General features: G+C 48.4%; 13 protein-coding genes. All 13 read left to right on the plus strand.

Annotated features, from left to right (window positions below; all coding sequences use genetic code 11):
* Nucleotides 1-184: 184 nt before the first annotated feature.
* The 13 genes from CJU60_RS03580 to CJU60_RS03640 are packed head-to-tail and all read left to right on the plus strand — an operon-like array spanning nt 185 to nt 14,297.
* Complete coding sequence (locus CJU60_RS03580) at nt 185-2,005, plus strand: polysaccharide biosynthesis protein (RefSeq protein WP_176471065.1); 1,821 nt, start codon at nt 185-187, stop codon at nt 2,003-2,005.
* A gap of 11 nt (nt 2,006-2,016) precedes the next feature.
* Nucleotides 2,017-3,162: a glycosyltransferase family 4 protein gene (locus tag CJU60_RS03585; RefSeq protein ID WP_095712966.1), complete on the plus strand. Its 1,146-nt coding sequence runs from the start codon at nt 2,017-2,019 to the stop codon at nt 3,160-3,162.
* On the plus strand, nt 3,159-3,995 hold the full coding sequence (gene epsE / locus CJU60_RS03590; RefSeq protein ID WP_024122933.1) for a glycosyltransferase EpsE: 837 nt from the start codon (nt 3,159-3,161) through the stop codon (nt 3,993-3,995). Before CJU60_RS03585 ends, epsE begins: the two co-directional genes overlap by 4 nt.
* On the plus strand, nt 3,988-5,136 hold the full coding sequence (locus CJU60_RS03595) for a glycosyltransferase family 1 protein (protein ID WP_095712967.1): 1,149 nt from the start codon (nt 3,988-3,990) through the stop codon (nt 5,134-5,136). Before epsE ends, CJU60_RS03595 begins: the two co-directional genes overlap by 8 nt.
* Nucleotides 5,137-5,138: 2 nt before the next feature.
* Nucleotides 5,139-6,242 carry a biofilm exopolysaccharide biosynthesis protein EpsG gene (epsG, locus tag CJU60_RS03600; RefSeq protein ID WP_024122931.1) on the plus strand — a complete coding sequence of 368 codons (1,104 nt, stop codon included), beginning with the start codon at nt 5,139-5,141 and terminating at the stop codon, nt 6,240-6,242.
* Nucleotides 6,243-6,266: 24 nt separating this feature from the next.
* The gene (locus CJU60_RS03605; RefSeq protein ID WP_095712968.1) at nt 6,267-7,301 is read left to right on the plus strand and encodes a glycosyltransferase family 2 protein; all 1,035 of its coding nucleotides are present in this window, start codon (nt 6,267-6,269) and stop codon (nt 7,299-7,301) included.
* Between the two features lie 4 nt (nt 7,302-7,305).
* Nucleotides 7,306-8,382 (plus strand): polysaccharide pyruvyl transferase family protein, encoded by a 1,077-nt coding sequence (locus CJU60_RS03610; protein ID WP_095712969.1) that lies wholly within the window; start codon nt 7,306-7,308, stop codon nt 8,380-8,382.
* Nucleotides 8,379-9,413 carry a glycosyltransferase gene (locus CJU60_RS03615; RefSeq protein ID WP_095712970.1) on the plus strand — a complete coding sequence of 345 codons (1,035 nt, stop codon included), beginning with the start codon at nt 8,379-8,381 and terminating at the stop codon, nt 9,411-9,413. Before CJU60_RS03610 ends, CJU60_RS03615 begins: the two co-directional genes overlap by 4 nt.
* Nucleotides 9,410-10,927, plus strand: coding sequence for an MATE family efflux transporter (locus CJU60_RS03620; protein WP_095712971.1), 1,518 nt, complete (start codon nt 9,410-9,412; stop codon nt 10,925-10,927). The genes CJU60_RS03615 and CJU60_RS03620 overlap by 4 nt, the downstream gene beginning before the upstream one ends.
* The gene (locus CJU60_RS03625; RefSeq protein WP_095712972.1) at nt 10,924-11,532 is read left to right on the plus strand and encodes a sugar transferase; all 609 of its coding nucleotides are present in this window, start codon (nt 10,924-10,926) and stop codon (nt 11,530-11,532) included. The genes CJU60_RS03620 and CJU60_RS03625 overlap by 4 nt, the downstream gene beginning before the upstream one ends.
* A complete protein-coding gene (locus CJU60_RS03630) occupies nt 11,529-12,167 on the plus strand; it encodes an acetyltransferase (RefSeq protein WP_095712973.1) in 639 nt (212 codons plus the stop codon). The genes CJU60_RS03625 and CJU60_RS03630 overlap by 4 nt, the downstream gene beginning before the upstream one ends.
* A gap of 16 nt (nt 12,168-12,183) precedes the next feature.
* On the plus strand, nt 12,184-13,350 hold the full coding sequence (locus tag CJU60_RS03635; protein WP_095712974.1) for a DegT/DnrJ/EryC1/StrS family aminotransferase: 1,167 nt from the start codon (nt 12,184-12,186) through the stop codon (nt 13,348-13,350).
* Nucleotides 13,329-14,297, plus strand: a complete 969-nt coding sequence (locus tag CJU60_RS03640) for a polysaccharide pyruvyl transferase family protein (RefSeq protein ID WP_095712975.1) — start codon at nt 13,329-13,331, stop codon at nt 14,295-14,297. The genes CJU60_RS03635 and CJU60_RS03640 overlap by 22 nt, the downstream gene beginning before the upstream one ends.
* Nucleotides 14,298-14,302: the final 5 nt, after the last annotated feature.

Genomic DNA, 14,302 nt, shown 5'->3' on the forward strand with positions numbered 1-14,302 from the left:
CTCCGCTGTGGGCAAGCTTGAACAGGCTGCCTTAGATGCTGGTCGTCGCTGGCGGGGCGTGAGGACGGGTTAAATGCCCACTTATTTGATATACATAGGAAATGTTATCGGTTTAGCTGCTGTCGTTTTTTAGATGACGAAAACCGCCGCAGCTAAACCGATAAAAGTATTAGGGGGGAAAAGGTTGAGTTACCGGAGAAGACTGTCAATGATTATCGCGCTGGATACTTATCTCGTTTTGAATTCAGTTATTGCAGGATATCAATTTTTAAAAGATTCTTATCAATTTTATGACTCCGGAGCATTATTGCTTACCGCTGTCAGCTTGCTCTTCAGCTATCATGTATGTGCTATCCTGTTCCGTCAGTATAAACAGGTCTGGACATACACCGGGCTCGGCGAACTGATCGCTCTGCTTAAGGTCATTACGATTTCAGCCGCTGTAACCGGCATCATTCAGTACGCTGTGTATCATACGATGTTTTTCCGGCTGTTAACGGCGTGCTGGGTGCTTCAGCTTCTGTTCATCGGGGGGACCCGCGTTTTATCGAGAATATTAAAAGAAAGCATCAGAAAAAAACGCAGCACGTCGGCCCGCGCACTGATTATCGGAGCGGGATCAGGCGGAACCCTGATGGTCAGGCAGCTGCTGCAGAAAGACGATCCCGACATTACACCTGTCGCTTTTATTGATGACGACCAAACGAAACATAAGCTGGAAATGATGGGGCTGCCCGTCATCGGCGGAAAAGAAAGTATCATGCCTGCGGTGCAAAAGCTCAAAATTAACTATATTATTATTGCGATTCCTTCTCTTCGTACCCATGAACTGCAGGTGCTATACAAAGAATGCGTGCGGACCGGGGTGAACATCAAAATCATGCCTCATTTTGATGAAATGCTGCTTGGAACGCGCACTGCCGGGCAAATCAGAGATGTAAAGGCTGAGGATTTACTCGGCAGAAAGCCGATAACCCTCGACACAAGCGAAATTTCAAACCGCATCAAAGAAAAAACAGTTCTCGTCACAGGAGCGGGCGGTTCAATCGGCTCGGAAATCTGCCGGCAAATCAGCGCGTTCCAGCCTAAGGAAATCGTTCTTCTCGGTCATGGGGAAAACAGCATTCATTCTATTTATTCTGAACTGAATGGACGATTCGGAAAACACATCGTGTTCCACACAGAAATTGCGGATGTGCAGGACCGCGACAAAATGTTTACCTTAATGAAAAAATACGAACCGCACGTCGTCTATCATGCGGCTGCCCATAAGCATGTGCCTTTAATGGAGCACAACCCCGAAGAGGCAGTCAAAAACAACATCATCGGAACAAAAAATGTGGCGGAAGCGGCAGATATGTGCGGGACAGAGACATTTGTGCTCATTTCATCTGATAAAGCGGTGAACCCGGCCAATGTAATGGGGGCAACAAAACGCTTTGCTGAAATGATTATTATGAATCTGGGGAAATTCAGCAGAACAAAATTCGTCGCTGTCCGCTTTGGCAATGTGCTCGGCAGCCGAGGCAGCGTCATTCCGGTTTTTAAGAAACAGATTGAAAAAGGCGGTCCCGTTACGGTGACACATCCGGCGATGACCCGCTATTTCATGACCATTCCCGAAGCGTCACGGCTTGTCATCCAAGCTGGAGCGCTGGCGAAAGGACGCCAAATTTTTGTTCTTGATATGGGCGAGCCCGTGAAGATTGTCGATCTCGCCAAAAATCTCATTCATTTATCGGGCTACACGACAGAGCAGATTCCGATTGAGTTCACAGGCATTCGCCCGGGTGAAAAAATGTATGAGGAGCTGCTGAACAAAAATGAAGTTCACGCCGAACAAGTTTTTCCGAAAATCCATATCGGCAAAGCGGTGGACGGCGACTGGCCATTGCTGATGCGCTTTATAGAAGATTTCAATCAGCTGCCGGAAGCCGAGCTCAGAGAGCGGCTGTTTGCGGCAATAGACACATCAAACGAAATGACGGCTGCCGGCGTTCGTTAGGGGGAGTGGAGATGACGAAAAAAATACTATTTTGTGCCACTGTCGATTATCACTTTAAAGCCTTTCATCTTCCTTACTTTAAATGGTTTAAACAATTGGGCTGGGAGGTTCATGTCGCTGCGAGCGGACAGACGCGGCTGCCGTATGTCGATGAGAAATTCTCCATTCCGATTCGAAGGTCACCCTTTCATCCTCAGAACCTTGCCGTTTACAGACAGTTGAAGAAAATGATCGAAACCAACGAGTACGACATCGTTCATTGCCATACGCCGGTCGGAGGCGTTCTCGCCCGGCTTGCGTCACGGCATGCGAGACGAAACGGAACAAAGGTGCTCTACACCGCTCACGGATTTCATTTTTGCAGCGGAGCGCCGATGAAAAATTGGGTCCTTTATTATCCGGTTGAAAAATGGCTTTCTGCCTATACAGACTGCCTGATCACCATAAATGAAGAAGATTACACACGAGCGAAAGGGCTTCAAAGACCGGGCGGAATGACAGAAAAAATTCACGGCATCGGCGTTAATACAGACAGGTTCCGGCCAGTCAGCCTTGAAGAGCAGCATAGGTTGAGAGAAAAGCACGGCTTCCAAAAAGACGACTTTATATTGATCTATCCGGCTGAACTGAACCTCAACAAAAATCAGAAGCTGTTAATTGAAGCTGCCGCACTGCTGAAAGATAAGATTCCTGAGCTTCGTCTTGTTTTTGCCGGAGAAGGAGCGATGGAACAAACGTATCGGGCCTTAGCTGAAAAGCTTGGATCTTCCCGCAATGTTTGCTTTTACGGCTTTTGCCGCGATATTCACGAGCTGATTCAGCTTGCGGATGTATCTGTCGCCTCCAGCATCAGAGAAGGCCTCGGCATGAATGTGCTTGAGGGCATGGCGGCGGGGAAGCCGGCGATTGCCACTGATAACCGCGGACACCGGGAAATCATCCGGGACGGAAAAAACGGGTTTCTCATCAAAATTGGCGACAGCGCCGCTTTTGCCGATCGGATTGAACAGCTCTACCTTGAGCCGGAACTGCGGAGAACACTCGGACAGGAAGGCCGCCAAACAGCCTTGCGCTTTTCGGAAGCGCGAACGGTAGAAGAAATGGCAGATATTTATTCCGTGTACATGGATATGGATAAAAAGGAGAAAAGCGTATGAATTCAGGACCGAAAGTTTCTGTCATTATGGGCATTTATAATTGTGAACGCACTTTGGCGGAAAGCATTGAATCCATTCTCAGCCAATCCTATAAAAATTGGGAGCTGATTATGTGCGATGATGCGTCAACAGACGGCACGCTCCGTATTGCGAAGCAGTATGCCGCTCATTACAGCGACCGCATCAAGCTGATTCACAATCAAACAAACAAGCGGCTGGCCGCTTCGTTAAATCACTGTCTTTCTTATGCGACAGGCGAGTATATCGCCCGTCAGGACGGAGATGATTTGTCCTTTCCGCGCCGTCTGGAGAAGCAGGTTGCCTTTTTAGAAAAGCATCGGCACTACCAGGTGGTCGGCACCGGCATGCTAGTGTTTGATGAATTTGGCGTAAGGGGCACACGGATGCTGCCTTCTGTTCCGGAGCCGGCCATCATGGCGAAAGGGACGCCGTTTTGTCATGGGACAATCATGATGAGAGCCAGCGCTTACCGTACGCTGAAAGGCTATCGTTCGGTGCGGCGGACAAGACGAATGGAGGATATCGATTTGTGGCTCCGCTTTTTTGGAGAGGGCTTCCGAGGCTATAACCTCCAAGAAGCGCTGTATAAAGTAAGGGAAGACAGCGACGCATTCAAGAGGCGGTCTTTTACCTATTCAATCGACAACGCTATTCTTGTGTACCAGGCATGCAGACGCCTGAAGCTTCCTTTTTCCGCTTACATCTATATCGCAAAACCGCTCATTCGCGCGTTTATGCCTCCTGCTGTGATGAATCGTTACCATAAAAAAAGAGTGATGAATCAGAAGGAAGGGCTTGTGAAGCATGAATAACAGCCAGCAGCGCGTGCTCCATGTTCTCAGCGGCATGAACAGGGGCGGCGCGGAAACCATGGTCATGAATTTATATCGGAAAATGGATAGAAGCAAGGTGCAATTTGATTTTTTAACCTATCGAAATGATCCGTGCGCTTATGATGAAGAAATTTTATCGCTAGGCGGGCGGCTTTTTTATGTCCCGAGTATCGGACAAAGCAATCCCCTCACATTTGTGAAGAATGTAAGAAACACAATAAAAGAAAACGGGCCGTTCAGCGCGGTTCATGCGCACACAGATTTTCAAACCGGCTTTATCGCGCTTGCGGCAAGGCTAGCCGGGGTGCAGGTCAGAGTATGCCATTCCCATAACACCTCGTGGAAGACCGGCTTCAATTGGAAGGACCGCCTGCAGCTGATGGTGTTCAGACGCCTCATTTTGGCTTATGCGACTGAATTGTGCGCTTGCGGAGAGGATGCGGGCCGGTTTTTGTTCGGGCGATCAAATATGGAGCGGAAGCGTGTTCATCTGCTGCCGAACGGAATCGACCTTGATTTGTTCTCTCCCGCCGGGCAGGCGGCCGATGACGAAAAAAAAGCACGCGGCATAGCGTCTGACCGTCTGATCATTGGTCATGTGGCCCGATTTCATGAAGTGAAAAACCACGCGTTTTTGCTGAAGCTTGCCGTTCACCTGAAAAAACGGGGAGTTCGCTTTCAGATGGTTCTCGCAGGAGACGGACCGCTGCGGGAGCAGATGGGGGAGGAAGCGCGGCGGCTGAATTTGCTTTCAGATGTCCTCTTTTTAGGAACTGAAGAACACATTCATGAGCTCATGCGCACCTTTGATGTATTTGTCATGCCGTCGCTGTACGAAGGCTTGCCTGTTGTGCTTGTGGAAGCGCAGGCTTCGGGCCTTCCGTGCATTATTTCCGACACGATCACAGAAAAAGTCGACACGGGCCTCGGACTTGTGAAAAGGGTGAGTCTCTCTAAGCCGATGGATATTTGGGCTGAAACGATTGTAAGAGCGGCCGCCGCAGGCAGGCCGAAGCGGGAGCTCGTGAAAGATACCCTTGCGAAACTTGGCTATGATGCGCGGCGAAATGTGGGTGCATTGATGAATTTATATCAGATTAGCACTGAAAAAGGACAATAAAAATGATTGTGTATGTCGTCAATATGGGAATTGTATATATTTGGTCTTGGTTTGCTAAAATGTGCGGCGGCCGGGATGAGTCACTTGCTACCGGCTATCGTCCGAACAAGCTTCTCATTTGGATTCCGCTTGCCTCACTTGTGCTTGTTTCGGGCCTGCGTTACAGGGTCGGTACAGATTTTCAGACGTATACGCTGCTGTATCAAATGGCAGGAGACTATCAAAATATTTGGCAGATATTCGGTTTCGGCACGGCGAAAACGGCAACAGATCCGGGCTTTACCGCACTGCTATGGCTGATGAATTTTATCACGAAGGACCCGCAAATCATGTATGTGACCGTTGCGGCCGTGACCTATATCTTTATTATCAAGACGCTGGCAGACTACGGAAGACCGTTTGAGCTGAGCGTCTTTTTATTTTTAGGAACCTTTCATTATTACGCATCCTTTAACGGAATCAGACAATACATGGTGGCAGCCGCTTTGTTTTGGGCGATTCGCTATATCATCAATGGAAACTGGAAGCGTTATTTTCTGATTGTGCTGGTCAGTTCGCTCTTTCACTCCTCGGCGCTGGTGATGATTCCGGTCTATTTTATTGTCAGAAGAAAAGCCTGGTCACCGGCAATATTCGGTCTCTCAGCCTTATTTCTCGGCATGACCTTTTTATATCAGAAATTTATTTCGGTATTTGTCGTTGTCCTTGAAAACAGCTCATACAGCCATTATGAAAAGTGGCTGATGACAAATACAAACGGAATGAATGTGGTCAAAATCGCTGTTTTGGTCCTGCCGCTGTTTTTGGCCTTTTGTTACAGGGAGCGCCTCCGAAAGCTGTGGCCGCAAATCGATATTGTCGTCAATTTGTGCCTTCTCGGATTTTTATTCGGTCTCTTGGCCACCAAGGACGTGATCTTTGCCAGATTTAATATTTACTTCGGACTGTATCAAATGATCCTAGTCCCTTATTTTGTCAGAATATTTGATGAGAAATCGAATGCGTTGATCTATATCGCCATTGTGGTTTGTTATTTTTTATACAGTTATTTGCTTATGCCGGTTGATTCTTCCGTTCTGCCATACAGAACGATTTTTTCCCGGTAATTTATGCAAGAGGAGCCGGTCATTATGGAAACACCTGCGGTTAGTCTGTTAGTCGCTGTTTATAATACAGAAACCTATATCAGAAACTGCCTTGAATCTTTAAAGAACCAGACATTAGACAATATTGAAATCATCATCGTCAATGACGGTTCGGCAGACGCCAGCCCGGACATCGCGGAGGAATATGCAGAAAAGGATAAACGATTTACAGTCATTCACCAGGAAAACCAAGGGCTCGGTGCGGTCCGGAACAAAGGGATCGAGGCGGCCCGAGGCGAATTTGTGGCTTTTATTGATTCAGACGACTGGATCGAGCCTGATTATTGCTTGCAAATGGTTCAGGCAGCAGCGGAGGAAACCGATCTGGTCATTTGCAACTATGCCGCGGAGTTTGAGGATACTGAAAAAACCGTTGTCTCAGACATTGCGGAAACCTATCAGGATCAGCCGAAGGAGTCCTATATCAAGGCGTTATTCGAAGGGAAGGTCAGGGGATTTTCATGGAATAAACTGTACCGAAGAAGCATGATTGACGCACACCGGCTTTCGTTCCCGCTCAGAGGTGAGCTGGAGCATGTCGAGGATCAGTTTTTCAGCTTCAGGGCACATTTTTTCGCCCGCTCGGTTTCCTATGTAGAAGTGCCTCTCTACCATTACCGAATTCACCTTTCCTCCATCGTGCAGGGTTATCAGAAAAAACTGTTTGAATCAGGACTGGCGCTGTATCAGGCAAACGCAGCGTTTTTACAGGAGAACAACAAGCTGGAGGAGTACCGAAAGGAGCTTGATTTCTTTATCGTTCTCCATGGGACCATCTGTCTCTTGAACGAATGGAAAACAAGCGGCAGCCGGCGTCTTTTGGAAAGGCTCAAAACGGTCGGCGTGATTTGCGCTGATCCGGTGTTTCAAGGCAGTCTGTCGAAAACGGGGACAGCGCCTTTTGACGCAAAACGGTCATGCCTGCTGCTGATGGCGAAATACAGAATGATACCGTTCGTTGCTATGGCGTCCGCCGTGTATCAGCGAGTGATCGAGTACAAAATGAAAATCAGAGGGTGAAGACATGTCGTTACATTCATTGAAAATCAATCTTGCAGAATGGCTGCTGCTAAAGGTCAAGTACCCGTCCCAATTTTGGCTGGGTGCGGCCGATCAGCCGGTAAAGGCTGCCGCACATAAGAAGAAAATCATACTGACCCTGCTGCCTTCCCATGACAATTTGGGGGATCATGCCATTGCTTATGCCAGCAAAGCGTTTCTTGAGCAGGAATACTCCGATTTTGAAATTGTTGAGGTCGATATGAAGGACATATACAAATCAGCAAAAGCGCTGATCCGCTCCCGCCACCCGGAGGATATGGTCTTTATCATCGGCGGCGGAAACATGGGGGATTTATACCGGTATGAAGAGTGGACGCGCCGCTTTATCATTAAAACGTTTCATGATTATCAAATCGTCCAGCTACCGGCAACCGTTCATTTTTCTGATACGAAAAAGGGACGAAGAGAGCTGAAACGGGCGCAGAAAATTTATAACGCGCACCCCGGTTTATTGCTGATGGCCCGGGATGAAACTACGTATCAATTTATGAAGCGGCATTTTAAAGAAAAAAAGATCCTGAAGCAGCCTGACATGGTGCTGTATTTAGATAGAAGCAGCACCCCTGCGGATCGCGAAGGGGTTTATATGTGTTTGCGCGAGGATCAGGAAAGCGTGCTTCAGGAGGATCAGAGAAACCGCGTGAAGGCCGCTCTTTTTGATGAATTTGGCGATATCAAAGCTTTTACGACAACGATCGGTCGCCGGGTCAGCCGCGGCACACGGGAACAGGAGCTGGAAGCGCTTTGGTCTAAGCTGCAAAGTGCTGAAGCCGTTGTCACAGACAGGCTGCACGGCATGATTTTTTGTGCGCTGACAGGAACGCCGTGTGTAGTGATCCGGTCTTTTGATCATAAAGTCATGGAAGGCTACCAATGGCTGAAAGATATTCCAACCATGAAGCTGATTGAACAGCCGGAGCCGGAAATTGTGACAGCCGCAGTGAAAGAGCTGCTGACAAAAGAAACAAACCATGCCGGCTTTCCGCGGGATATGTATTTTAAAGGGCTGCGGGATAAAATCAGCGGTGAAGCACAATGACACCGCTCGTCAGCATTATTGTCCCGATGTATAACGTTGAACCATTCATTGAAGAATGCATCAATTCACTGCTTGCCCAAACGCTTTCCGATATAGAAATCATCCTTGTTAATGATGGAACACCCGATCGATCTGGTGAGATGGCAGCGGCATACGCGAAACGGGATGCAAGAGTTCAAGTCATTCATAAAAAAAATGGCGGCTTGAGTTCGGCACGAAACGCGGGAATCAAAGCGGCGCGCGGCACGTATATCGGGTTTGTAGACGGAGACGATTATGTCTCTCCCGCCATGTTTCAAAGGCTTGCAGAAGAAGCGGAGCAGCACCGGCTCGATATCGCTGGCTGCGGATTTTATAAACAGTTTGAAGACAAACGGGTATACGTACCGCCGCAGCTCGAAACAGGCCGTATGCTGACAAAAGCGGATATAGCTGTACAGCTCCAATGTGCCCACGAAACGAGATTTATCTGGTATGTATGGCGATATGTGTATCGCCGTGAGCTTTTGGAAAGGGCGAACCTGTGGTTTGATGAAGACATCCGTTTTGCTGAAGATTCACCCTTTAATTTATCTGCTTTTTATGAAGCCGAGCGGGTAAAAATGCTGGATGAAGGCTTGTACATATACCGTGAAAATCCGAACAGCCTGACGGAACTCCCTTATAAACCTGCGATGGATGAAAATATCCAAAAACAATATCAAGCCAAACTCGCATTTTACAATCAGTGCGGCTTATCGGCTGTGTGCAAAGAAGATTTAGATGTGTACATTTGCAAGCACCAGCTTCCGATGCTTCTGGCAAACGCCTGTGCCTCATCGCAGCCGGCGAAAGACATCAAAAAACAGATCAGACAGATTTTATCCTATGACATGGTTCGGCAGGCTGTCAGACACACACCGTTCCAGCATGAGAAATTAGGCAGAGGCGAGCGATTGGTCTTAGGACTGTGCAAATGGCGGCTGATCTTTCTCATCAAGCTGTTTTTTGAGACACGCGGAACCATGAAAGGCAGTGCAAAGCAGGCATGAAATTCACCATTAACTTCAGCGCCAATCTCACAGCTTTTCTTCTGTCCGTATTCCTGTCTGTCTGGATGACGCCTTTTATTGTCAAAACGCTCGGTGTGGAGGCTTTCGGCTTTGTGAATTTAACGCAAAATGTGATTAATTATTTTTCAATTATCACGGTGGCGCTCAGCTCCGTGGTTGTGCGTTTTTTTTCTGTTGCAGCCCACAGGGGAGAGCAGGAAAAAGCAAATGCGTATATCAGCAATTATTTGGCTGCGTCTGTTTTGATTTCATTGCTGCTTCTGCTGCCTCTTTTGAGTGCGGCTTTTTTTATTGACCGCGTCATGAACGTCCCACAGGATCTTTTGGCTGATGTTCGGCTGTCGATTTTGATTGGAAGTCTGCTGTTTCTTTTAACATTTTTGATGGCGGGGTTTGGGGCGGCGCCGTTTTATGCCAACCGGCTGTATATCACCAGTTCGATTCAGGCGGTGCAAATGCTCATCCGCGTACTGTGTGTGCTGGCGCTGTTTGCCTGCTTTACGCCAAAAATCTGGCAGATTCAGCTTGCCGCTTTAGCCGGTGCCGTCATAGCGTCTATTCTGTCTTTCTGCTTTTTCAGAAAACTGATTCCATGGTTTTCATTTAGGCTGAAAGACTTGTCATTCCGCATAAGCAAGGAACTGTTTCAGGCAGGAACCTGGAACTCAGTCAATCAGATCGGCGTGCTGCTTTTTTTGCAGATCGACCTATTAACCGCCAACTTGGTGCTGGGTGCATCTGAAGCGGGAAAATACGCGGCGATTATCCAGTTTCCGCTGCTGCTGCGCAGTTTGGCAGGAACAGTCGCATCTCTATTTGCGCCTGTCATTACTTCTTATTATTCAAAAGGCGATATGGACGGCTTGGTCAAGTACGCCAATCAGGCAGTGAGATTGAACGGGCTTTTGCTTGCGCTTCCGGCTGCATTATTGGGAGGTTTGGCCGGGCCTTTTCTGACGATCTGGCTTGGACCGTCCTTTTCCTCTGTAGCGCCGCTTTTATATATTCACGCCGGATATTTGGCGGTCAGTCTTGCTTTTATGCCGCTGTTTTATATATGGACCGCCTTTAATCAACAAAAAACACCGGCGCTCGTCACCCTGCTGTTAGGCGCAGTGAATGTTGTGCTGGCGGTCACATTAAGCGGGCCGGCGCATCTGGGGCTTTACGGCATTACGCTGGCCGGGGCGATTTCGCTTGTGCTGAAAAATGTCATCTTTACGCCGCTATATGTATCACGCATTACCGGCTACAAAAAGCATGTGTTCTTTACAGGCATGTTCGGTCCGGTCTTTGCCGCTTTATTTGCCTGGGCGGTTTGTGAGGCCATTCAGTTATGTATCACCATTGAAAGCTGGACATCACTGATTGCCGCAGGTGCCGCTGTCAGCTGCTGCTACGGGGTATTCGCTTTTATGCTTGTTTGTACGAAAGAAGAACGACAGCTGGTGCTGAAACGGTTTAGAAAAACGAAAGGAGCTGTAAATATTTGATCCTGAAACGTCTTTTTGATCTGACGGCCGCTATTGTTTTATTGTGCTGCACGGGTGTCATCATTCTCTTCACCATCGCCGTAGTCAGGCTGAAAATAGGATCGCCTGTCTTTTTTAAACAAGTACGGCCCGGCTTGCATGGGAAGCCGTTCACCCTTTATAAATTCAGAACGATGACGGACGAACGGGACAGTGAGGGAAACCTGCTGCCGGATGCAGTCAGGCTTACGAAAACAGGCAGGCTGATCAGAAAGCTGAGCATTGATGAGCTGCCGCAGCTTCTGAACGTTTTGAAAGGAGACCTCAGCCTCGTCGGTCCCCGGCCGCTGCTGATGGACTATCTGCCGCTTTATACGAAACAGCAGGCACGGCGCCATGAGGTAAAACCCGGGATTACAGGCTGGGCACAGGTCAACGGAAGAAACGCGATTTCCTGGGAAAAGAAATTTGAACTGGATGTTTGGTACGTTGACAACCGTTCATTCTTGCTCGATTTGAAAATTTTATGTCTGACGGTACGCAAAGTTCTTGTGTCAGAAGGTATTCAGCAAACCAATCATGTGACCGCAGAACGCTTCACAGGAAGCGGAGATGTGTCCTCATGAGAAACGTGGCCATTGTGGGAGACGGCGGTCACGGAAAGGTGATCAGAGAACTCATAAGCGCCCGTTCAGACACGCGCTTAGCTGCGGTGCTGGACGATAAATTCAGCACATTTGATGCCGGGAAAGAGCTGTACACAGGCCCCTCGGCAGCAATTCCTGAATTGCGCAAGCTGATCCCTGACGTCATGTTTGTGATTGCAATTGGAAACAACAGCGTCAGAAAACAGCTGGCGGAGCGGCTGGGGTTATACAAAGAAGATTTCATCACATTAATCCACCCGTCAGCCATCATCAGCAAATCGGCTGTCATCGGGGAAGGAACGGTTATTATGGCCGGTGCGATTATTCAGGCGGATGTTCAGATCGGCGCCCATTGTATCATCAATACGGGCGCGATTGCAGAGCACGACAATCAGATCGGTGACTTCGTTCATCTTTCTCCGCGCGCCACGCTTTCTGGTGGTATTGCGGTTCAAGAAGGGGCTCATGTGGGCACCGGGGCCTCCGTCATTCCGCAGGTAACTATTGGCTCTTGGAGCATTATCGGCGCAGGCTCCGCGGTGATCCGCTCCATCCCTGACGGAGTAACGGCAGCCGGCACCCCGGCGCGCGTGATTTCCTCTATTCAAACCTAAAGCAAAGGATGGTTACATGCATAAAAAAATTTACTTATCCGCCCCTCATATGAGCGGCAGGGAGCAGCACTATATTTCAGAAGCCTTTCGCTCTAACTGGATTGCGCCGCTTGGGCCGCTTGTGAATACATTTGAAGAAAAACTGGCTGAACGAGTCGGCGCCAAAGGGGCGGCTGCGGTCAGCTCAGGCACCGCCGCAATTCATTTGGCGCTACGTTTGCTGGATGTAAAAGCGGGAGATACCGTGTTTTGTCCGTCCTTTACATTTGTGGCAACGGCAAACCCGATTTTATATGAAAAAGCGGTGCCTGTTTTTATAGATTCTGAGCCGGATACGTGGAATATGTCTCCGAAAGCACTTGAAAGAGCACTGGAGGAAGCGAAACGAAAGGGAAATCCGCCAAAAGCGGTCATTGCTGTCAACCTGTACGGACAAAGCGCGAAAATGGATGAGATTGTAAGCCTGTGCGGCTTATACGGAGTGCCGGTCATTGAGGATGCGGCTGAATCCCTCGGTTCGGTCTATAAAGGGAAGCAGAGCGGGACATTCGGCCGTTTCGGCGTTTATTCATTTAATGGAAACAAAATCATTACCACTTCAGGTGGCGGGATGCTTGTGTCAGACGATGAAGCAGCCATTGAAAAAGCAAGATTTCTCGCTTCACAGGCCCGCGATCCAGCTGTTCATTATCAGCACAGTGAAATCGGGCACAACTACAGATTGAGCAATATCCTTGCCGGAGTCGGCATTGCCCAGCTTGAGGTGCTGGATGAGCGGGTGGAGAAAAGACGGGAGATTTTTACGAGGTATGAAAATGCGCTTGGCCGCCTAGATGGCGTTTGCTTTATGCCGGAATACTCAGAAGGCGTGTCCAACCGCTGGCTTACTGCCCTCACGCTCGATAACGGGCTGATTCCATATGAGGTAGTTCAGCATCTTGCTGAAGAACAGATTGAAGCGAGACCGCTTTGGAAGCCGCTGCATACCCAGCCTCTGTTTGCGTCATCTGCATTTTATTCCCATACAGATTCTGAAAGTGTGTGCGAAAACTTATTCAGGCGGGGGATCTGCCTCCCATCCGGAACAAATATGACCGAAGAAGATCAAGACCGAGTAATCGATGTGTTGTTACACTTATTCCAAACAACAGAGGTGAAGAGATGGACAGCAAGCATTCAATGATCAGCCTGAAGAAAAAACTGTCCGGGCTGCTCGAAATGATTCCGAAGCAATCCGAAATCATTTACGCCGACTATCCTCTATACGGAAATGTAGGGGATCTATTTATTATGAAAGGAACGGAAGCCTTTTTTAAAGAAAATGACATTCGGGTCAGAAACCGCTGGAATCCAGACAATTTCCCAATCGGGCGTAAGCTTGATCCGAATCTGATCATCGTCTGCCAGGGAGGCGGCAACTTCGGGGATTTGTATCCGTACTATCAAGGATTTAGAGAGAAAATCGTTCAAACCTATCCAAACCACAAAATCGTCATTCTGCCGCAATCCATCTATTTTCAAAATGAAGACAACTTAAAACGGACGGCTGACATTTTCTCTGCCCATTCAAATCTGCATATCATCACAAGGGAAAAAGCCTCCTATGCCACGGCACAGGCGTACTTTCAAAACAATCATATCAAGCTCTTGCCTGATATGGCCCACCAGCTGTTTCCCATCATTCCGACACAGCAGCCGACCGGCCAAAAGCTGAAATTTATCAGAACAGATCATGAAGCAAATGATGAGCTTCAAAGACATGCGCAAGCGGAAAGCTATGACTGGCGCACCGTGCTGTCAGCTTCAGACCGCCGGACAATCGCTTTTCTCCAAACGCTGAACGTCCTGAACAAAAAAGCGGGCAATCCTCTGCCAATCGCATTTATATGGAGAAAATACTCGGATTACATCGTCACCAAAGCCATTCGCTTTTTCAGCCGTTACCAATCGGTGGAAACGTCAAGGCTGCACGGCCATATTTTGTCTTCTCTTCTGCAAAAAGAAAACACGGTCATTGATAATTCCTACGGTAAAAACGCCAATTACTATTATACTTGGATGGAGGGAGTGCCAAACACTCAAATCATTCGGGACGCCTCAAAGAAGGAAAACCTTCCTGCTCACATGTGAGCGGA

Source organism: Bacillus sp. 7705b, assembly GCF_002289525.1.
In the GTDB taxonomy this organism is placed as follows: Bacteria; Bacillota; Bacilli; order Bacillales; family Bacillaceae; genus Bacillus; species Bacillus halotolerans.